Origin of the sequence: Vibrio sp. Vb1166 (assembly GCF_033338695.1) — a bacterium.
Classification (GTDB): domain Bacteria; phylum Pseudomonadota; class Gammaproteobacteria; order Enterobacterales; family Vibrionaceae; genus Vibrio; species Vibrio alginolyticus.
Genome location: NZ_JAWOTE010000041.1, coordinates 1 through 22,415 on the forward strand (window position 1 = coordinate 1; position 22,415 = coordinate 22,415).

Genomic DNA, 22,415 nt, shown 5'->3' on the forward strand with positions numbered 1-22,415 from the left:
ATGAGTAGTTTTACAGGCAAAGCCGAAACGGATGATAACCACCTACTGAAGTAGGTGGTTTAGGGCTGAAAACAAAAGTAAAACCGGCGTAAGCACGCCGGTACAGATGTACTAACGATAAGGTATCGATTAAACATCGACAGACAACTGACGAATCTGCGCTTTTAGTCCCGGGAGCATACTCGAACTGGCGCTGAATTTTCGCAACCCCACGCGAAGCAATGTTTCTGTGGCATTTGGATCGCCAGCCATCTCACCACACATACTAACCGGTATGCCCGCGCGATCGCCTGCTGCACACGTGAGCTCAATGGCTTTTAGTACCGATGGTTCAAAGTAGTTCACCAATTCAGCAACAGCGGCGTTACCTCGATCGGCGGCCATAACATATTGAGTCAAATCATTGGTGCCGATAGAGAAAAAGTCGACTTCTTGGGCTAACGCATCAGCATTTAACACCGCGGCTGGTACCTCAATCATAATACCAACGGGCAAATGAGTCGCATCCAAGCCGAGTTGGTTTGCTTGATGCGCCAACAGCACTTTTACTTTTCTCACTTCTTCAACCTGAGCCACCATCGGTATCATCAATTGAATATTCGGTTGCTCGTGAAAGGCTCTCAGAATGGCTCGAAGTTGAGCGGTAAACAATGACTCATGTTGAAGGCACAACCGCACCCCTCTCAAACCTAAAAATGGATTATCTTCTGCTGGCATAGGATAAGCGGCTAAAGGCTTATCACCGCCAACATCTAGACTACGAATCGTAAGTGGCTTATCACCAAGTGCGGCGGCAATATCACGATACACTTGGTATTGCGCTTCCTCAGTTGGCAACTCATCACTGTTTTGAAATAGAAACTCAGTCCGAAATAGACCAACGCCCTCAGCTCCTGATGTTAGTGCATCATCAATATCTTTCGGTCCACCAATATTGGCGAGTACTGGAATATGGACACCATCACAGGTGACTGCGGCTTGCTGAGCACTCGCTAGTGCACGTTGTCGGGTGCTTTGCCACTCAATTTGTTGCGCTTCTAATTCCTGCTGTATGGCATCTGAAGGAGAGAACCATAAATGCCCTCGAAAGCCATCAATAGTCACCACTTGACCAGCACGCACAGCATCAAGGCAGCCCTGAGCTTTAACGATGGCAGGAATCCCCATCGCACGGGCAAGAATCGCACTGTGAGAGGTTTTCCCTCCCTCACTCAAACAGATACCAAGCACTTTCGATTTATCAAGCCCGGCCACATCAGAAGGCATCAGGTCGCGGGCCAACAAAATACTCGGTTCCTGAATGTCGATGGCATTAGGCGTTACGCCTGTCATTTCGACCATAACTTGGCGTGCTATATCATGCACATCTGCTTCGCGTTCCCGCATGTACTGACTTTCTGCCTGGCGAAACTCTTCGGCCAACGTTTGCAGTGATTCTACCCAAGCTTGCTCGGCTATCATGCCCGTTTGAATTCGCGACTCGACCGATGCCCATAATTCTGGGTCACTGAGCATCATGCTATGAGCGGAAAATATTTCCCCTTTCGGCTGCTTCGCTTGCTCCTGCAAATGTTGAACAACCACACCTATCGCACGCTTAACCCGTTCAATTTCATCTTGTTCACTTTGGAAATCACGTTCAGGCACTGCTGGCATTTCATGAGTAAAAAGGACAGCAGGAGCAGTAGCGATACCGTCATTGACTCGAATACCAACAACAGCACCTTCAATCTGATTTGAGGCCATGCCATCGAGCAGAGTATCTGAACTTTCTTCAGGTTCGATAATGCCTTGCTCAACCGCCTCTTTTTCTCCGAAGTGCTCATAAGCTAAGGCTTCAAATGCCTTGATTGCTTCACTGGATTGAGAGCCGAGTGCGCACAGCGTGATCGTCTCTTGGCTACGAACGCCAAGTTTCGCAATGCTGTTTAAGCTTTTCGCGTTCACACGGCGCTCGCCTTTTTTCAACCATAATTGGCAGTCAAAAGGCGCGAGTGCACCAACAATGGCCGCAGCGGGACGAGCATGTAATCCATGCGGATTTTGCACTACCCAATCAAATGTCCATTCTTGCTCAAAGTTCTCTGATACTGGCGCTATCTCAGCGGATGTTAGTGGCTGATCACCAAGGTGCTCTTGTTTTACGCTTAACGCATTCTGTGCCTCTTCGACTACCGTCGATAAAGGCAGTCCGGCGGCGGCAGCCACCGACGCCGCCATGGTTCCTTCAACAATAGGTGCCGAGATAAGGGTGACATTTTCCCTCACATGATCATCAATCAGGTCCAGAGCCATTTCCGTGCTAAGCAACGCGCTGCCAAGATCCATCAACACAACAACCCCTTGTTGATCTTGTACCTGCTCAATCGCTTCCATCACGGCAATGGCATCGGTTCCGATCGGGTTCTCTGGATCATCAATCCCAGCAGCAATCGCAAGCTTGGCTTTGCCTTGCGTCATTTGGGTGGCAAGTTCTGCCACCCCTTCGGCAAGTCGACGACTATGAGATACAACTACAATTCCCACCATCTTAATTACCTGCTATTGCCTGCTGTAGTGCTTTAATCATTAACAAAGAAGAGGTTGCACCGGGATCTTGGTGACCAATACTGCGTTCACCTAAATAGCTTGCTCGCCCTTTTTTCGCCAACATTTCAATCGTGGTAACCGCGTTCGTTTCTGCTAGCTCAACCATTTCATTAAGTAAGTGATCGGCGCTCATGCCATTTTCTAACGACGCCTTCACGCTAACTAAAACGGGTAACCAAACATCACACATGGTTTTATCACCCAGCTCTGCTTTACCACGAGACACCACGCCATCCACACCGCTTTTTAGTGCATCGACCAACTCTTCAAACGTTAGTTGCTCTCGGGTTCCGACAGCGGCAGCCGTGCGAATAAACAGCGTGCCATACAGCGGGCCACTTGCCCCACCAACACTAGAAAGTAAGGTCATGCCCGTATTCTTGAGAATGCTGCCGATATTTTGGTCCGCAAATTGCGGCAGTTTTTCAGCAACTTTTTTAAAGCCACGGTTCATATTGAGACCATGGTCTGCGTCACCAATATCACGATCAAGGTCGGTCAGAAAATCTTGATTCTCTTGATACGTTTTTGCACATAACTCTAGCCAGTGAACGATATGTTGTTTTTCAATTTGCATGTTTGCTCCCCCCTCTTACCACTTGATCGCGGCCGTATCGACAGGAGCATCGAACAGCTCCAACATCTCTTTATCTGCCTTCAGCAACGTAATCGAAACGCCTTCCATATCGAGTGACGTACAGAAGTTACCAACCATATTACGCACGATACGGAACCCTGCTTGCTCGCAGTTATGAGCCAGACGGCGGTACACTCCGTAAAGCTCTGAAGTTGGCGTACCACCCATACCATTCACCATCACGATGTAGTCGTGTTCAGCGGCGAAAGGCTCAATGCTGGATTCCACTTCATCCCATTCACCTTCGTCACGATTCCAAATACGCAATGTGCGCTGATAAGGCGTGTTTTCAGCAACTTCAGCAAACATCTCATCCACTAACGTATCGGCGTCGGTGTATTTCACTCGCTTGATACCTGGTTCACCATGGATACCAACACCAAACTCAACTTCATCATCTTCCAGAACAAAAGATGGTTTACCCGCCGCTGGTACAACACAAGCATTAAGTGCCACACCAAATGAACGACAGTGATTATTCACGCGACGAGCCAGTGCTTCACATTGCTCCAACGAATAACCTTTGTTCGCGGCAGCCCCAACTAACTTTTCAACCAATACCGTTCCAGCAACGCCACGGCGACCAGCGGTATACAGGCTGTCTTTGACTGCAACATCGTCATCCACCAACACCGACCCAACTTTGATGCCATCGGTATGAAGCAGCTCCACAGCCGTTTCAAAGTTCAACACGTCTCCGGTGTAGTTTTTAATGATAAATAGCACGCCTTCACCAGTATTCACTTGGTTACCACATTCGTACATTTGATCAGGCGTAGGTGAAGTAAATACCTCTCCTGGGCAGGCGCCTGTCAGCATGCCTTTACCAATAAAACCAGCGTGCAAAGGTTCATGACCACAGCCACCACCAGAAACCAGTGCCACTTGCCCCGGCGTTTCCTCGTGCCACATGTAACGAGGCTCGTAGTTGGCTTTTAGCTCAGGGCGGGACAATGCCAGGCCTTCCATTTGCTGCAATACAACATCATCGACTTGGTTAATTAACTTTTTCATCGTTCTATCTCATTCCATTTATATTTTTATGTAGGGTATGAATTCATCTTAAACAGAGAAAAAACGTGCTCAACAAAAATCAATCCGTTTCATATTGAAACGAAATCTTCGGCATTTTTGTTTCAATATGAAACGTAAAACGACAAATTTTCCTGAATAGTGATCGTCGCCATAAAGCATGCTGATGCTTATTACTTCTGACAGTCGGTTTGACACAGAGGTCATAAAAGCATGGAACAAAAGCAGAGATATCCTTCACCACTTACCACACCAAACCTAATATAAACCTTATCCCTACAATGGATATTCATTGCAGTCCAAAACACACATAAAAAGGTTAAAGGTTTGAATTATGGACAAAATTATTATCAGCCCAAGCAAATACGTCCAAGGTGAACAAGTACTTACATCTATCGCTCACTATGTGAAAACATTGGGTGAACGTCCGTTAGTAATTGCCGATGAGTTCGTGACTAACCTGGTTGGTGATGACGTCAAGCAAAGTTTTGCTGACGAAAAGCTTCCACTCACTATGAACATTTTTGGTGGCGAATGTTCGCGCGTTGAGATTGAACGCATCACGGACATTTGTGCGACTCAAAAACACGATGTCATTGTCGGTATTGGTGGTGGTAAAACGTTAGATACAGCAAAGGCTGTTGCGTTTTACACCAAAATTCCTGTCGTGGTGGTTCCTACGATTGCCTCGACTGATGCGCCAACCTCAGCGCTTGCGGTGATATACACACCTGAAGGTGAATTTGCAGAATATTTGATGATCCCTAAAAACCCAGACATGGTCATCATGGATACGTCAGTCATCGCCAAAGCCCCTGTTCGCTTACTTGTATCGGGGATGGGCGACGCGCTTTCCACCTACTTTGAAGCTCGTTCCAACATGACTTCTGGTAAGGCAACAATGGCTGGTGGGTTAGCGACGCGTTCAGCACAAGCGCTTGCGAAACTTTGCTATGAAACCTTGCTTGAAGATGGTGTAAAAGCAAAAGCTGCGGTAGAAAATGGTGTGAGCACCAAAGCGGTAGAAAACATTATTGAAGCCAATACATACCTAAGCGGTATCGGTTTTGAAAGCAGTGGTCTAGCGGGTGCTCACGCTATTCATAACGGCCTAACTAAGCTTGAAGAGTGTCATCATCTCTATCATGGTGAGAAAGTCGCGTTCGGCACACTAGTTCAGCTGGTACTAGAAAACGCAGCGATGGAAGAGATTAATACGGTTCTTGCATTCTGCCGCTCTGTAGGTCTACCAACCAACTTATTTGATATGGGCGTTAAAGAGCTTAACCACGCTAAGTTGCGCGAGGTCGCCGAAGCCTCAACGGCCGAGGGAGAAACCATCCACAATATGCCATTCCCAGTGACGGCAGAAAATGTCTACTCTGCAATTCTAACCGCTCACCAGTTGGGTCAATAACTCACCCCCTTAAAGTGGGCTTAAATAAAAAAGCGGCACATACTCTCGCATGTGCCGCTTGGATTTTTGCTGTTAAGCGTAATTACTCAACCGTTACCGCTTTCGCCAGGTTACGTGGTTGGTCTACGTCCGTACCTTTGATCAGTGCTACGTAGTAAGACAGCAACTGCATAGGGATGGTGTAGTAGATCGCCGCCGTGATTTCACTAACGTGAGGCATCGTGATGATCTTCATTGTTTCATCGCCTTCGAAGCCTGCGTCTGCATCTGCGAATACATACAGAAGACCGCCACGCGCACGTACTTCCTCAACGTTTGATTTTAGCTTTTCAAGTAGGTCGTTGCTTGGTGCAACCACAACAACAGGCATGTCAGCATCAATTAGGGCCAGAGGACCGTGTTTCAGTTCACCCGCCGCGTACGCTTCTGCGTGGATGTACGAGATCTCTTTCAGTTTTAGAGACGCTTCCATCGCGATTGGGTAGAACTCGCCACGGCCTAGGAACAATGTGTGGTGCTTGTCTGCAAAATCCGTTGCTAGTGCTTCAATTTCTTTCTCGAAAGAAAGTGCCGCGTTGATTTGCTTAGGAAGTGCGTGTAGCGCTTCAACAATCTCTTTTTCTTTCTCTTTGCTGATGCGGCCTTGCTCTTTACCCAGTGCCGTTACCAACATAAGTAGTGCAGAAAGTTGAGTCGTGAACGCTTTGGTTGAAGCCACACCGATTTCAACACCAGCGCGAGTCATGAACGCAAAATCTGATTCACGAACCAGAGAAGAGCCTGCTACGTTACAAATGGTCATCGCCGCCATATAACCTTTCTCTTTTGCTAGGCGAAGTGCTGCTAGCGTATCAGCGGTTTCACCAGACTGAGACAACGTAATCAATAGGCTGTTTGGACGAGTCACAAACTTGCGGTAACGGAATTCAGACGCAATTTCTACATCACAGCTAACGCCTGCAATGTCTTCAAACCAGTAACGTGCCGTCATACCTGCGTTGTAAGACGTACCACACGCCACGATTTGTACGTGTTCTACTTTGCTTAGAATGTCTGCCGCGTGCACACCGATCGCGTCTGTCACAACAGAATCTGACGTGATACGACCTTCCATTGTGTTGATCAACGCTTTAGGTTGCTCATAGATTTCTTTTTGCATGAAGTGACGGTATTGGCCTTTATCACCTGCATCATGCTCTGCGTTAGATTCAACAATTTCACGCTCAACTGGCTCACCCGTTGCATCAAACACAGTGACTTCACGGCGAGTAATTTCTGCTACGTCACCTTCTTCTAGGTACATGAAACGGCGCGTAACGTTAAGTAATGCAAGTTGGTCAGACGCTAGGAAGTTTTCACCTACACCAAAACCGATCACGATCGGGCTGCCTGAACGCGCTACTACGATGCGTGAAGGATCTTTGCGATCCAACGCTACCGTGCCGTATGCGCCTTCAAGTTGTTTTGCTGTTTTTTGTACCGCTTCTAATAGCGTTTCTGAAGTACGAAGTTCCCACTCAACCATATGTGCGATAACTTCTGTATCCGTTTGCGATTCAAACACGTAGCCACGAGATTGAAGCAGCTCACGCAGCTCTTCATGGTTTTCGATGATGCCGTTATGGACCACTGCGATATCACCAGACATGTGTGGGTGAGCGTTGATTTCAGAAGGTTCACCGTGCGTCGCCCAACGAGTGTGCGCAATACCAGTTCCGCCGATCACTTTTGCTTCTTCTACTGCATCAGCCAATTCTTGTACTTTACCCAAGCGACGAACGCGCGTTAGGTTTGATTCGCCATCAACAACCGCAACGCCAGCAGAGTCGTAACCGCGGTACTCTAAGCGGCGTAGACCTTCAACCAAAATTTCTGCAACATCTCGTTGTGCTACTGCACCTACGATTCCACACATGTGTTTATCTCCGTTTGTAGTTTTGTCCTTCCCTAGCCATGATTTCAAATAGAGGCAGCAAGCAAAGGCCTTTATCCAGAGGGAAGTGAAATATGAAACTGATTACATTATTAGGCGCAAATGACTTTCACGCCATGTTGTTCTATCTGTACTTTATGCTCTGCTTGGATATCTGCATCGGTCACCAACACATCAACTTGATGCCAAGCGAGCTCTAAGTTTGGGATCTTACGGCCGATTTTTTCGGACTCTATCATTACGATCACTTCACGTGACGCTTCTGCCATTACCTTACTTAAGCCAACCAATTCATTAAATGTCGTGGTTCCACGCTCGAGATCGATGCCATCCGCACCGATGAATAGTTGGTCAAAGTCGTAAGCTCGTAATACAGATTCGGCTACTTTGCCTTGAAAGGACTCTGAGTGCGTATCCCAAGTACCGCCAGTCATCAGCAGTGTCGGTTCGCTCTCTAATTCATTTAGGGCGTTAGCAACATGCAACGAGTTGGTCATGACCACTAAGCCACGTTTGTCATTCAACTGTTGAATCAGCGCGGCAGTCGTGCTGCCACTGTCGATCACGATGCGATTATGATCGCGAATCAATGATGCTGCTGCTTTTGCTAAGCTTAACTTTCGAGTCGAAACATTAGCGCCCAATTCTTCGTGAATGACTTCCTTTGGGATAGCAATCGCACCGCCATAGCGGCGTAGAAGTTGGCCGTTTTTCTCTAAAGAAGCTAAATCCTTTCTAATCGTGACCTCTGAGGTTTCGAATTTCTGAGCAAGTTCATCAACGCTGACTTCTCCTAGTTCAGAAACCAAGTTAGAAATGGCGTGTCTTCTTAATTGAGTGTTTCGTTTCGACATTTAAGTTTTTATTTTAAGTTTCGATGTGAAACTTATTATAGTCAAACCGAAACTTTCAAGTCCATTTATTTCGATCCAAAAAATTAATATTTCTCGATAAAACCTTGTCCTAAGACAATTCTTAAACAGTGATATTGGATTCATTCAGTGGTAGAATTCGCCACCGAAAAGAAAAAAAATTACAGAATTGAAGGCTATTTTTTTGCAACTTTCTGCATATAAAGTGGGATTAGTCACAAAAAGGTAACCAAAATCGCCGATCTTTTAGTCATAAAATGACTAAACTTGGTGAAAGACTTTCAGAATCTGAAGTTCTAATAATGAGACGAAAAATCGGTGGGTGACAGGTACTAAATGTCATCAAAAACGTCCTGACTTCAGAGTAAATAACCGACTTTCAAATTGTAACTATACTTACCGGAGAGTATCTTCCATGAAAAAGACCAAAATCGTATGTACGATTGGCCCTAAAACAGAATCTGTAGAGAAGCTAACTGAACTAGTTAACGCAGGCATGAACGTAATGCGCCTTAACTTCTCTCACGGTGACTACGAAGAACACGGCACTCGTATCGCGAACTTCCGTAAAGTAATGGAAGCTACTGGCAAACCACTAGCAATTCTTCTAGATACTAAAGGTCCAGAAATCCGCACTATCAAGCTAGAAGGCGGTAACGATGTTGATCTAGTAGCAGGTCAAGAGTTCACTTTCACAACTGACACTTCAGTTGTAGGTAACAAAGATAAAGTTGCAGTAACTTACGCTGGTTTCGCAGCAGACCTAAACGTAGGTAACACTATCCTAGTAGACGACGGTCTAATCGAGATGGAAGTTATCTCTAAGACTGAAACTGAAGTTAAATGTAAAGTTCTTAACAACGGTGCACTAGGCGAAAACAAAGGTGTTAACCTTCCTGGCGTTTCTGTAAACCTACCTGCACTATCTGAAAAAGATAAGAACGACCTTAAGTTTGGTTGTGAGCAAGGCGTTGACTTCGTAGCAGCTTCTTTCATCCGTAAAGCGTCTGACGTTCAAGAAATCCGTGAAGTACTTGCTGCAAACGGCGGCGAGAACATCCACATCATCTCTAAGATCGAAAACCAAGAAGGTGTTGATAACTTCGACGAGATCCTAGAGCTTTCTGACGGCATCATGGTTGCACGTGGTGACCTAGGTGTTGAAATCCCAGCTGAAGAAGTAATCTTCGCTCAGAAAATGATGATCGAGAAGTGTAACCGTGCACGTAAGATGGTTATCACAGCAACTCAAATGCTTGATTCTATGATCAACAACCCACGTCCTACTCGTGCGGAAGCAGGCGACGTTGCTAACGCGGTAATGGACGGTACTGACGCAGTAATGCTTTCTGGTGAAACGGCGAAAGGTAAATACCCTGTTGAAGCGGTAACTATCATGGCTCAAATCGCGAACCGTACTGACTCAGCGCTAAAAGCTGAACTAGGTTCTCGTCTAGACAGCCCACGCCTACGCATCACTGAAGCAGTATGTAAAGGTGCAGTAGACACAGCTGAGAAACTAGCTGCTCCACTTATCGTTGTTGCAACTGAAGGCGGTAAGTCTGCACGTTCAGTACGTAAGTACTTCCCAACTGCAAACATTCTAGCGCTAACAACTAACAAGAAAACTGCTGCACAGCTAGTTCTAACTAAAGGTGTTACTCCTGTAGTTGTTGATTCAATCGAAAGCACTGACGCATTCTACGTAGCGGGTAAAGAACTTGCTCTAGAATCAGGTCTAGGTAACAAGGGCGATATCGTTGTTATGGTTTCTGGCGCTCTAGTTGCTTCAGGTACTACGAACACAGCTTCTGTACACGTACTATAAGACTGAATTTTTAACACTTCAGTTTCTTGAGAAGGAGGGCTTATGCCCTCCTTTTTTATATGGCCTTCTTGCTCTCATAATAGGCTAATTGTATTATTTACCTCTATCAGAATTTCGTACTGTTTAATTTTATCGTCACGATTAAAGTTTCTATGAGGTGTATGTGTCTAGTCCCACTCTTACCGACAAAGTATTAAGAATGATCCGTCAGGATATTCTCGATGGCGAGCTTAAACCAGGTCAAAAACTCGTGGTTGCCGAACTCAAAGAGGAGTACAACGTAGGAGCGTCACCCATTCGAGAAGCATTGGTGCAATTATCTTGGAGCAAATACGTCAAACTCGAGCCGCAAAAAGGCTGCTGGGTTGCACCTGTATGTAAAGATGAGTTACATGACTTGTACGAAAGCCTGCAAATGGTCTCCGCATGCTTACTCAGTAAGGCAATTACGATTGGCGATGAAAAATGGGAACTGGATGTACTAACTGCTTATCACAAGTTATCCCGAGTAAAACCTGGCGAAAGCTTTTGCTGGAGGGAATGGGAAGAGCGCCAAAATCAGTTTCTTACTGCGCTGTTTGAAGGTGCTGGCTCTGTCAATATGTTTGGGTTTTTCCGCGATCTACTCACGCAAATTAAACGCTACCAATACTTCGCGATGCAGATTTTAGGCACAGGGAACCCTGGGCACTGTAATCTCGATGAGCAAGAAATACTGATGAAGGCATCGCTAGACAAAAAGAGTCAGGATGCTTTAGGTTATCTAGAGCGTTATTTGAGACAGTCAATACAGTGTATCGAAGCCGCCATCGACAACCAATGTCGCATACTGGCTAGCGAATAACGCTGAGACTAAAAAGCGGGGGTCTATCCCCGTTTTTTCGTTTTTGTAAAAGCACTAAGCAATATCATCATAACTATGACATAGCGATACGCAGTTACGCCCTGCACTTTTTGACTCATACAAAGCAATATCAGCACATTTATACGTTCTTGTACGATCAGAGGTTAAATCACTATACCCAGCACTGACAGTAATGCCTCTATCACTACGCATTTGAACCGCGACACGTAGCCTGTTCAATACAATTTCAGCCTCTTCTAGTGTTGTATGCGGCATAATCACTGCAAATTCCTCACCACCGACACGAGATACAAAGTCTGTGCTGCGGACTTCTTCTAGGAGGGTTTCTGCGACACTACAAATCACCTTGTCTCCTTCGTCGTGGCCAAGCTCGTCATTAATACGTTTAAAGTGGTCAATATCAAACAACGCCAAACAAGCAGGAGGGCTATCAGGATAGCGTTCAATAATCCCCGCATATTGCGCCAATTGCTCTTCAAATTTTCGGCGGTTCCACAACCCCGTCAAGCCATCTTTTTCGCTTAGGTTTCGTAATTTTTCTTCTAACTCTTTTTGCCCAGAGATATCCACCAGCGACGTAATGTAATAACTCACTTTACCTGATTTGGTTAAATTCGCCTGAATACGCATTATTGCAGTAAAGACTTGATTAAACTTAGTTCGACAACGAATCTCCCCTTCCCATACGTGTTCACTCTTCAGTGTTTTCCAGATACTCAGGTTTGCTTCGAGATCTTCAGGTAAGAGAATTAAATGATGTGCACTCCAACCTTGGGCATGCTTGGTTGAGTAACCCATCATGTTTTCAAACTCTTGATTAACCATGATGATTCTATGTGAAGCATCCGAGATCATCACCGCAGTCATACCATCAAGAGCAGCTCGAGCCAACTTCGATTCCATACTATGACGCCGATAATGCAGAGCAAGGGCTGCCGTCGGCAAAGTGAAGCCGAGCACCAAACTTAGAACAAAAAACGCTTCTTGGATTAAGTCATCAATATCCCTCTGAGCTCGGGATAATAACTGCTCATTGGTAAGATCAATAACCAGATGAAGAGGTTCGCTAGAAACAAACTGGATGGTGCGATACGCGACCAAATTCGAACCATTGTAAGCATAGCCCGAATCTTTTGAATTTAAACTACGCCAAATGTTTGGGTACATCCGGCCAAAATTAAATTGAGAGCGAGCGGGAATTATATGGCCATACAAACGAGCTGATTTAGGGCTATCAATGTAAAATCCGTCACTCTTAATCAGCTCAATATGGAAATCAAGCACTGACGAATAGTTGAGTCGAGAAGATAAATAGTCAATATCAACATTAAGGACGAGATACCCTTCGCGCTTTCCGTTAAGCGAAATAGGCATCAAAATGCGCAGTGACGGGCTATAGGGATAGACTAACTCGCCATACTCTCGTTCTAAACCTATCCCCCACGAAGCGATTTCGCCATCGTCTAAGTTCTTAGCGAATTGAAAGTAATCTCGCTCTGACTTATTTTGCAATTTGATCGCGGGCAACGCAGCGCCTGTTTCAATCTCATAATTAATCCTCACTTTTTCTCGACCAGAAACATCAAGAAAGCGAATTTGCTTATACAACTTTTGATTGATTGCGACCGAGATCCACATGTCTTCTAAGATGGAACGGTTCACCCGGTTAGGTTGGCGCAGATATTCATACAGACTTTGGCTGTGACCAAGTAGGTCACTGATCGTTTCGATTTGATCCTGAATATTGCTGTATTCACGGCCAGTATAGGCCAATTGATGTAACGCTTCTTGAGCGGTGTTCTCAACATTGTTTTCTAACAATGTCAGATATTTCTGATAGTAGTAAGCGGCAGTGAGTGCACTAAAAAATAGTGCTGTCGCCAATAAGGTGCCGACTCGCTTAGGTACTTTCACACGTCTAATGCCTATCATGCTTACTAAAACGACAATTATATCATTAATTGTTATTTTCTAAACAAAAAAGCCACTTAGATTAAGTGGCTTTTCTATATGCAATCAGAGAGTTAAGGTTTGAGGGCTCGCTCTCCTCGCGCAATGCCAACGACACCACTGCGAGCAACTTCGACAACTTCGGTCACTTCGGATATCGCTTGAATGAAGGCATCTAGCTTTTCACTCGTACCCGCAAGTTGTACGGTGTATTGGGAAGCCGTGACATCCACGATCTGGCCACGGAAGATGTCTGCCGTCCGCTTCACTTCTGCTCGCGCAAAACCACTGGCTTTCACTTTCACCATCATCAGTTCACGCTCAATGTGCTCATACTCGGTGACTTCTTGTACTTTCAGCACATCGATCAGTTTGTGTAACTGCTTCTGAATTTGTTCCAACTGCATCTCATCAGATGTCGTGGTAATGTTCATTCGCGACAGGGTTTCATCATCAGTCGGTGATACCGTCAAAGATTCAATGTTGTAACCACGTTGAGAGAACAAACCAACAACACGAGACAACGCACCCGGTTGGTTTTCCAATAGCAATGAAATAATGTGTCTCATATTAAGTTCTCTCCGTTTTGCTTAGCCACATTTTATCCATACCCTCACCTTTGATTTGCATCGGGTATACGTGTTCGGTTTCGTCTACGTTGATGTCCACAAACACCAGACGATCTTTCATATCCAACGCTTTTTGTAGCCCTTCTTCGAGCTGATCAGGCGTTTCGATACGAATACCGACGTGACCATAAGCTTCTGCAATCGCTGCAAAGTCAGGAACAGAACTCATGTAAGAATTAGAGTGACGACCTTGATAAATAATGTCTTGCCACTGTTTTACCATGCCTAAGAATCGGTTGTTCAGGTTGATGATCTTCACTGGAATGTCGTATTGCATGGCTGTCGACAATTCTTGAATATTCATCTGAATACTGCCGTCACCAGTCACAACCACGACCTCTTCTTGTGGCATGGCAAACTTCACGCCCATGCCAGCCGGAAGACCAAATCCCATGGTGCCAAGACCACCAGAGTTTATCCAACGGCGCGGCTTATTGAATGGGTAGTACAGCGCCGCAAACATCTGATGCTGGCCCACATCAGACGCCACATATGCGTCGCCATTAGTTAGCTTGTGCAGCGTTTCAATTACTTGCTGTGGCTTGATTCGTTCTGGAGACGTTTCATAAGACAAGCAGTTGCGGTCACGCCATACTTGAATGTCATCCCACCATGCAGTGATAGCATCTTGATCATTTCCACTACCTTGCTCTGCAAGCAGCCCGAGCATGGTTGTCAGCACTTTTTCCGCAGAACCTACGATCGGCAAATCCACTTTCACGTTTTTCGAGATCGATGACGGATCGATATCAATATGCATCACTTTTGCGTTTGGGCAGTACTTTTCAAGGTTGTTGGTTGTACGGTCATCAAAACGCACACCGATACCAAAAATAAGATCCGCTTCATGCATTGCCATATTAGCTTCGTAAGTGCCGTGCATACCCAACATGCCCAGTGAGTTTTTATGTGTACCCGGGAATGCCCCCAAGCCCATCAAAGTACTCACAACGGGTAGGTTCAGTTTGTCGGAAAGCTCTAAAATATGTTCATGGGCGCCAGAAATCACCGCACCACCACCGATATAAAGCACTGGTTTTTTCGCTTCTAATAGCGATTTAAGCGCTTTTTTAATCTGGCCTTTATGGCCCGAAGTTGTCGGCTTGTAAGAGCGCATTGAAAGCGTTTCTGGATATTGATAAGGCAGTTTGATTTGCGGGTTCATTACATCTTTTGGCAAATCAATCACAACTGGACCAGGTCGACCTGTAGTCGCGATATAAAACGCTTTTTTGATTGTTTCAGGAATATCTTCCGCTTTTTTTACTAAAAAGCTGTGTTTGACCACTGGGCGGGAGACACCGACGATGTCACACTCTTGGAAAGCATCATTACCAATTAGGCTATTTGGTACGTTACCCGAGATAACGATCATTGGGATAGAGTCCATATACGCTGTTGCAATACCCGTAATGGTATTGGTCGCGCCCGGCCCCGAGCACACAAGTACGACACCCGGTTTACCGGTAGCTCGAGCGTAACCATCTGCCATATGAGTGGCGGCTTGCTCATGCCTTACAAGTACGTGTTTGATTTGATCGGTTTTGGCATGCAGTGCATCGTAGATATCCAAAACAGAGCCACCTGGGTAGCCAAAGATCTGCTCTACGTGCTCTTCTATCAGAGATTGAACCACCATCTCTGCGCCTGACAACATTGCTGTCATAATTGCTCTCCTTAGCCAGTTTCCTCACCGTAAGGTCAACGGATTGGTCTGGTTTTACATAGTCTAGGTCTTATTCGTAGCCTAATCGAAATACTTCCACGTTTTCGGCTATGTCTTGCGTTCGTCATAACATCCCGCAAGGTTACCCAACAAATGTAACGTTTTATTATCAAAGGGTCTAATGAGAGATTGGTCTACTTTTTAAACAAGATACTAGTAATTAGAATGTTAGTAGGAATAGCAGCCACACATCTCCTATTTCACAGTACAACCTAAAAAATTAACGCTCAAAAAAAGAACATTATTTCATAAGGTTTTAGCTATAGGGTGCGAAATAGCGTTATTTGACGAGCAAAGCAGAAAAAATCAATACAAACAAAAATCCCCAGCAATGCGCGATCACATCACTGGGGATTTTTTCATCAATATAAAATCTAAGTCAGCTTAAGTTACTTTTTATCCGACTTTTCCTTATACATTTCTTCAATTTCATCTTGGTATTTGTCATTGATGACTTTACGACGAAGTTTTTGAGTTGGCGTTAACTCACCATCATCCATAGAGAAAGCTCTTGGTAACAGTTTAAACTTCTTCACTTGTTCAAACTTTGCCAACTCTTTTTGAAGATCGTTCACCCGCTTCTCAAGCATTTCGACCACCTGGTGGTGCTTAATCAACTCAACGCGATCGTGATATTTGATATTCAGCTCTTTCGCGTACTCTTCTAGCGAGTCATAACAAGGCACGATAAGCGCAGAAACAAACTTACGAGTATCCGCAATGACTGCGATTTGCTCGATGAAGTGGTCTTTACCAATCGCACCTTCAATCATTTGTGGAGCGATGTATTTACCACCTGAAGTTTTCATCAACTCTTTGATACGATCGGTGATGAACAAGTTGCCATTTTCATCAATGTAACCAGCGTCGCCCGTTTTTAGGAAACCGTGCTCATCAAAGGTCTTTTCCGTCTCTTCTGGCATTTTGTAATAGCCACGCATCACCATTGGACCACGAACCAGAATCTCGTTGTTTTCGCCAATCTTAACCTGTGCGCCAGGCATCGACATACCAATAGAGTCGGGGTTAAAACATTTATCATCCCAACACGATACTGTCGCCGTGGTTTCAGTCATGCCGTAGCCCAACTTAACGTTGATACCAATCGCATGGAAGAATCGACCGATGGTTTCATCCAGCTTTGCACCACCACAAGGCATAAAGTTGATTTGCCCGCCAAGTAGCGCACGCAGTTTGCTCAGAACCAACTTATCCGCCAAAGCGTATGACTTACGCAGCAAGAGCGATGGCTGACGTTTTTCTTGATGACAAGCGGCCATTTTTGCGCCCATGTTGACTGCCCAAGTAAACATGATCTTACGATGAATCGGCGCGCGAGACACTTTCTCATGAATCGCAGAGAAGATCTTCTCATAGAAACGCGGTACGGCACACATCACGGTAGGTCGCACCTGGCTCAGTGCATCACGTACTTGCATGGTGTCTTGCAAATAGCAGTTGGTCGCCCCTTTGTACAATACATAAAAGGTCCAAGCGCGCTCAAATACGTGTGATAACGGAAGGAAACATAATGACACGTCACTTTGAGAAAGGCTCAAGCGCTGATCGTGCCCTTCCAATTGCGCCGCAATGTTTGCGTAGTCCAACATAACGCCTTTTGGCTGGCCTGTTGTACCCGAGGTGTAGATCAGCGTGAGTAGATCATCTTCTTTTGCCTGATCTAAACGCGCGTCCAATTCAACTTGATATGTAGCGTCGCCTTTGGCAACAAATGCTTGCCAAGAGATAACGAAATCATGATCGCCAAGTTCTATATCATCAGACATCGCAACAATGAGCTCTAACTGTTCGCACTGGTCGAAAATGCTCACTGCTGCATCAAATTGAGGCTGTTCACCAACAAACAGAACTTTGACGTCTGCATTGTTAATGATGTACGCCGACTGGGCGGAAGTATTGGTGGGGTAAATAGGTACTGTCACGCTGCGTAATTGCAGTGCTGCGATATCAGCGATCGTCCATTGCGGCATGTTGTTCGAGAAAATGCCGATCTTATCTTGGACTCCTAATCCCTGAGCCAAAAGTGCAAGTGATAAAGCATCAACTTGCTGACCAAATTGCGTCCACGTAATACCTTGCCACTCCTCACCCACTTTATGCTTGAGTGCAACGCGTGTACCACCGTTCGCAATTTGTTCACGAATACGTTTAACGATATGAAAATCTAACTTGGCCATTCTTTTACTTACCTTTTGGCTTACAGGCGTAAGCTAATTGAGCGAACAAGTGTACTCACGGCTTGCTAAAACGCAACTGACCAGTATCAAACTTATCACTAATAAGAGACAACTATCACTTATACGTCGCGAACGTACCTCAAATTGCTGAATGATTACTCTATTTAACTTACTGTTTAGATTGTTGATTACGAAAACAAAAAGCCCCGAGAGACAAAAATCGCTCGGGGACCAATGAATTGTAAAAATTGATGATTACCAATATGGTCTAATCGAGAAGACCAAACGTCATCTTATTTTGCGGCAACGACTTCACCACAAGTGATCATCAGTTGATCGCGTAGCCAAATGTGGCCTTTATCTTTTTCACTTGATTCATGCCAGCTTAAGAATCCGCTGATTTCTTTGTTCGCAAATGGGAAATCAAGAATTTGCAGTTGATCGCTGTTTACCGCATTTTCCGCCATCCAACGTGGTGCAATAGTCACAAGCTCAGATTGACCCACCACGTATAGTAGGTTGCTTAAACTAGAACCTTCATACGCCGCTTGGCAATCCAGTTCACGGTACGCTTGCTCTGAGAAACTACGTTGGCCATGCACTTTCGATAACTTCGCATGCTTTTCGTTAAGCAGTTGCTCAGCCGTCACACCACCTTGAATGCGTGGGTGTGTTTTTGATGCGATAACCACTAATTCATCTTTGAAGATTTCAGTACTTGAGAAACCTTGCTCATCAAAACGAGCGTAGTCGATCACGAAATCAATTTCTTGGTAGCGCATACGCTCAGACAACAAACGGTCAAATTCTGCATCTAGATGAAGCTGAACGTTTGGTGCTTGTTGATTCACTTTTGCCATGATCTTCGGAGCAAAACGCATGTCACAAGGGCTGCAAATCGCAAGCTTGAATAAGCGAGTCGAAGATTCTGGTTGGAATACAGAGCTAGGAAGTTCATTGCGAATCAGCTGTAGTGCTTGGCGAATAGGGCCAAACAGTTGACGAGCTCGTTGCGTAGGCTGAATACCACGGCCTTGGCGCATGAATAGCTCGTCGTTAAACATCACTTTTAAGCGTGCCACGGCGTTACTTACCGCCGGCTGAGACATGCCTAGGTTATGTGCTGCACGAGTAATATTTTGCTCTTGCATTACAGCATCAAATACAGTCAGTAGGTTTAAATCTACACCACGCAAAGTGCTTTCCATACGGTAGCTAGCAATTGCGCTCATCGCGTCTTTCTTCTCTAACATTGAGTGCGCCTCTTTTGTAATCGTCAACTTTGTTCATTAAATTCATAACGAATAGAATCCCATCTCGCACAAAAGACGGCGGCTGGATTCGAATCATTTTACGAATAGATAACCTAACTTTTTATTATATTTATCGTCCGGATACTTCCGGCTCGAACTGTACTATCAACTAATCGATTGCGGTTTCGCAACTAGATTGATATTTAATCAGTAAATTTTAGCCAATTAGGTATTTATTCGTTAAATAACAAAAACTTGATAAAAACATAAAAAACTATAAAACACGTAAAAATGCATTCTTTGAGGACGTATTTAGCAAATTGATAGGACAGGTGGTTAACACAAGCATGCATTTGGCTCAGTTATTGGTTGGGATAAGAACAACATATAGCAGCTATATCTCTGATTGAATTTCGCACTTATCAGTCAAATTATCAGCAAATACGCACTGAATAGAAATGAGAGAGGAAGAATAAAAATGCAGCCTTCCAAACAGAAAGGCTGCAACAAAATCGTGTCAAAAATGGAAGGAACAATGTACTGAACAACGTACTTAAATGTTCGACACGTAACTTGGAAAATCAACCTGCTCCCACAGCTGTCTGGATAACTCTGCTTTTGAATCCCATGCACCTTGCAATACCCAATGAACAATAGCCTGAGCAACATCTGGGTATTTCACACTTTCGGCTTGTTGCTCCTTCAGCCACTGGCGTACTGCGGAAATGTCTAAGCTCTCCATCGACATCGCAAGCCCTAAGTCTTCTAAGGTCGCAACATTGCTCTGCTGCTCGAATTGACCCGCGAGTGGCTTTAGTAACAATTTTTTCCCCAAAGACAAGGCTTCTGAAGGAAGCTCAAACCCACCATTAGCAATGACACCACTACAGCGATGCAAATGATGCTGGAAGTTGCTGTGGCATAAAGGGCGCAGTTCTATGTTTTCTACCTGCTCACATTCGATCACATCCGGGTGATAACAGATAAACGCTTGTTGATTAAAGTGGAACAATAAGTCCGAGATATCTTCAATCGATTCGAACGGTAGATACACCAACACGAAGTCGTCGTTTTCTGCTTGGCTATCGACGGTATGCACTATCGGTGGTAACAAAGGTTGATCAAAATGATGCCAATGCAAACCAAGGTGATGTTGAGAAGGCGCAAAGTATTCAATGACGGATTTATCTAACCAACTTGCTCCCTTTAGTGGCACCGGATAACGGAAAGCATTTTGGTGGCTGATACCAATAGAAGGCTTATTTTGTTGTCTCGCTGCCCACGCAGTCACAGGTTCGAAATCATTAATGATAAGATCGTAGGACGACAGATCGAGTTGCTTAACTTCTTTGAAAAACTGCACCAAATTGTTATTCAATGCTGTTTTCGCGTAGTTTACAGAGCCTTTTTCGGTAATAAAGGTGAAGCCTCGGCGAGTCTGGTAATCGCCAAATGCTTCCATTGAAAAGTATTTTTCCGGCGCTCGCCCAGAAAACAAAAAGTCGACCTCAACATCGTGCTCTTTAAACGCATGACTCATCGCCCTTGCGCGTGCAATGTGTCCGTTTCCTGTCCCTTGAACACCGTACAAGATTTTCATCAATTAGCCTCCTAACATCGCAATCGCTAATCCACCACAAAGACTGCCAAGCAGTGCACCAATGATGACATCGGTAAAAAAGTGCACACCCAATAAGATTCGCGCGGTTCCAATTAAACTTGCCCAAAAGAATGCAGCAACGCCTAGGCTCGGATAGAAATGGTCAATCAGCGTCGCCATGACAAACGCAGCGGCAGTGTGTCCTGAAGGAAGACTGTAGCGATCAGAGGGAGTAATAAAAGCAGGAAGGAGTGCACTAAGCTCTTCAGGGCGACGACGCTTAAAACTATTTTTCAGCGTCCAATAAATTGGTAGCTCGATAGCAAAAGCAAGTAAACCCGCCAGTAAAAACCAGACTCCTTGCTCCTTATCTAAATACCAAGCTAATAAACCCAACACCAAGTAAAGGTGCCCGTCACCACTGTGGGAGACTCCTTTGCTGATATTGGCGACTTGTTGATTAAAACGGTGCTTAAGACAAACACTAGAGAGCGCTAAATCAAACTTAGCAATGGTTGCAATTGGCTGTGTAATTGTCTCTATGGTTCGCATGTGACCTTTCCTTACTTTGACAACACCTTTGTGTGAAAAGTAGGAGGTTTAGGTGACAACAGCATGACGGGAATTTGGACAATTAATGACAAAGGCCAAATTAAGGTGTGCCCAACAATTTATCTATTGGGCATAACCATAAAAATAGAACATTAAGAAGGGTTTGCTGGTTGCGGTTGAGGGGTGTCTATATACCAGACTTTTCTCTTCTTGCGGCAGGCGCGCAAAGAGCCCGTCGTCATGTCGCCATCTTTTGTAAGCTCATAGCTCAGTGAGCGGCAAGTATAGTTTCCCGACAGTTCATGCTCTATACTCGTTTGCTCCGTTTTACTAGAGTTAGGCTCTAGTAAAGGGTTAGGCTGTGTAGATAAAATGTCACGATTTATCACATTGCTGCGCGCATAATCCTTATGGACATAACCTTTTATCACTCCTTTCTGTTCAACGAGAAACCAAGGTTGATCAACTACTTTTGCTAGCACATTAAAGACTTCCCCTTTCGATAATACGCCAAGCTTTTCCCCTTCAAGACTCGGTTTGGAGCGTAGGTTTAATGTGGTCTTAGAGCGGTAAGAAACATCCATAAACTCTACTGGGCTTGAAGTATCGACACCTTCAGTGGTTGGTCGGAAAACTTCCGCTTGCTGTTTCTCACTAGGTTGAACGCGGATCTTCCACCAAGAATACGTTTCCGGATCTTTACCTTTAAACTTATTTCGGCTGTCAGACTCAAGGGCAACAAGCATCTGATTCAAGAACGATTCGCGTCCCTCATAACTCAAAAATCGATCCATTTGATCATTGATAACCATGACGCTCTGCGAGTGATCATTCATAACAACGGGGGAAGCCACTTCCACATAGGTCTGCGATTGAAACAGCTGACAACCCGACAAGCTGACCAGAGTAAATACTATGGCTGAACGTCCAAATTGTTTTGTTAACCTCATTCTTTCCCTAACCCTTATTTCTTTTACCTAGTGCAACTGCACTACTATAAATGGTCATTCAAAACTTTTGCCAAACAATTCGGACCTTTGTGTGACAAGTCGCAATCCCGATGCTTGTTTTGGTAATGAAACGTCGCAAACTTGATGAGAACTTACTTCTTCTAGCACGTTTCTATCGCATCATGTCGTTTCACTTAGTGCATCATTTTTTTCAAGCAAACGAAAAGACTCATCCGATATGAATAAAAAATCGACTTTAGGGTTGACGCGCTTCATGGAGTGCGGTACTAATTTGTTAACTTAATTATGTGGAAAGCTTAACAACTATGTTAGCTCATTTTTCTATCCTGCTTAGCCTCCTCCTGATCGTGACCAGTTCGCGCG

Annotated in this window: 16 protein-coding genes; 3 read left to right on the plus strand and 13 right to left on the minus strand. The window is 44.9% G+C overall.

All coding sequences use genetic code 11. The features are described from left to right. Positions 1 to 129: 129 nt before the first annotated feature. The 3 genes from ptsP to dhaK are packed head-to-tail and all read right to left on the minus strand — an operon-like array spanning position 130 to position 4,240. Positions 130 to 2,529, minus strand: coding sequence for a phosphoenolpyruvate--protein phosphotransferase (gene ptsP / locus R7E51_RS22590; RefSeq protein WP_206958323.1), 2,400 nt, complete (start codon positions 2,527 to 2,529; stop codon positions 130 to 132). Between the two features lies 1 nt (position 2,530). Then, positions 2,531 to 3,166, minus strand: coding sequence for a dihydroxyacetone kinase subunit DhaL (gene dhaL, locus R7E51_RS22595; RefSeq protein ID WP_206958325.1), 636 nt, complete (start codon positions 3,164 to 3,166; stop codon positions 2,531 to 2,533). Positions 3,167 to 3,181: 15 nt separating this feature from the next. Further along, on the minus strand, positions 3,182 to 4,240 hold the full coding sequence (gene dhaK / locus R7E51_RS22600) for a dihydroxyacetone kinase subunit DhaK (RefSeq protein WP_054574262.1): 1,059 nt from the start codon (positions 4,238 to 4,240) through the stop codon (positions 3,182 to 3,184). A 352-nt stretch (positions 4,241 to 4,592) separates the two neighbouring features. Between dhaK and R7E51_RS22605 the strand changes: the two genes are divergently transcribed. Further along, a complete protein-coding gene (locus R7E51_RS22605; protein ID WP_206958327.1) occupies positions 4,593 to 5,675 on the plus strand; it encodes a glycerol dehydrogenase in 1,083 nt (360 codons plus the stop codon). An 82-nt stretch (positions 5,676 to 5,757) separates the two neighbouring features. On the opposite strand, the gene glmS is transcribed toward R7E51_RS22605, so the two are convergent. Together glmS and R7E51_RS22615 are read right to left on the minus strand one after the other, a co-directional pair. Further along, a complete protein-coding gene (glmS, locus tag R7E51_RS22610) occupies positions 5,758 to 7,590 on the minus strand; it encodes a glutamine--fructose-6-phosphate transaminase (isomerizing) (RefSeq protein WP_005379702.1) in 1,833 nt (610 codons plus the stop codon). A gap of 110 nt (positions 7,591 to 7,700) precedes the next feature. Further along, positions 7,701 to 8,462: a DeoR/GlpR family DNA-binding transcription regulator gene (locus R7E51_RS22615; protein WP_005379701.1), complete on the minus strand. Its 762-nt coding sequence runs from the start codon at positions 8,460 to 8,462 to the stop codon at positions 7,701 to 7,703. Between the two features lie 433 nt (positions 8,463 to 8,895). Between R7E51_RS22615 and pykF the strand changes: the two genes are divergently transcribed. Together pykF and R7E51_RS22625 are read left to right on the plus strand one after the other, a co-directional pair. Next, positions 8,896 to 10,308, plus strand: coding sequence for a pyruvate kinase PykF (pykF, locus tag R7E51_RS22620; protein ID WP_005392243.1), 1,413 nt, complete (start codon positions 8,896 to 8,898; stop codon positions 10,306 to 10,308). A 157-nt stretch (positions 10,309 to 10,465) separates the two neighbouring features. After that, on the plus strand, positions 10,466 to 11,152 hold the full coding sequence (locus R7E51_RS22625; RefSeq protein WP_182039642.1) for a GntR family transcriptional regulator: 687 nt from the start codon (positions 10,466 to 10,468) through the stop codon (positions 11,150 to 11,152). A 54-nt stretch (positions 11,153 to 11,206) separates the two neighbouring features. On the opposite strand, the gene R7E51_RS22630 is transcribed toward R7E51_RS22625, so the two are convergent. From R7E51_RS22630 to R7E51_RS22665, 8 genes are all read right to left on the minus strand, one after another. Next, positions 11,207 to 13,087: a sensor domain-containing diguanylate cyclase gene (locus tag R7E51_RS22630; protein WP_005379698.1), complete on the minus strand. Its 1,881-nt coding sequence runs from the start codon at positions 13,085 to 13,087 to the stop codon at positions 11,207 to 11,209. Positions 13,088 to 13,197: 110 nt separating this feature from the next. After that, entirely contained in the window at positions 13,198 to 13,692 is a 495-nt protein-coding gene (gene ilvN / locus R7E51_RS22635; protein ID WP_005379697.1) for an acetolactate synthase small subunit, read from the minus strand. 1 nt (position 13,693) lies between these two features. Then, positions 13,694 to 15,418: an acetolactate synthase 3 large subunit gene (locus R7E51_RS22640; protein WP_005379695.1), complete on the minus strand. Its 1,725-nt coding sequence runs from the start codon at positions 15,416 to 15,418 to the stop codon at positions 13,694 to 13,696. 449 nt (positions 15,419 to 15,867) lie between these two features. Next, entirely contained in the window at positions 15,868 to 17,676 is a 1,809-nt protein-coding gene (locus R7E51_RS22645; protein WP_054574257.1) for an AMP-dependent synthetase/ligase, read from the minus strand. A 293-nt stretch (positions 17,677 to 17,969) separates the two neighbouring features. Further along, positions 17,970 to 18,929 (minus strand): LysR family transcriptional regulator CalR, encoded by a 960-nt coding sequence (gene calR, locus R7E51_RS22650; RefSeq protein WP_005379693.1) that lies wholly within the window; start codon positions 18,927 to 18,929, stop codon positions 17,970 to 17,972. A gap of 553 nt (positions 18,930 to 19,482) precedes the next feature. Next, complete coding sequence (locus R7E51_RS22655; RefSeq protein ID WP_005379691.1) at positions 19,483 to 20,529, minus strand: MJ1255/VC2487 family glycosyltransferase; 1,047 nt, start codon at positions 20,527 to 20,529, stop codon at positions 19,483 to 19,485. A 3-nt stretch (positions 20,530 to 20,532) separates the two neighbouring features. Further along, positions 20,533 to 21,081, minus strand: coding sequence for a phosphatase PAP2 family protein (locus tag R7E51_RS22660; protein WP_005379690.1), 549 nt, complete (start codon positions 21,079 to 21,081; stop codon positions 20,533 to 20,535). Between the two features lie 152 nt (positions 21,082 to 21,233). Next, complete coding sequence (locus R7E51_RS22665; protein WP_206958329.1) at positions 21,234 to 22,031, minus strand: SH3 domain-containing protein; 798 nt, start codon at positions 22,029 to 22,031, stop codon at positions 21,234 to 21,236. Positions 22,032 to 22,415 lie beyond the last annotated feature (384 nt).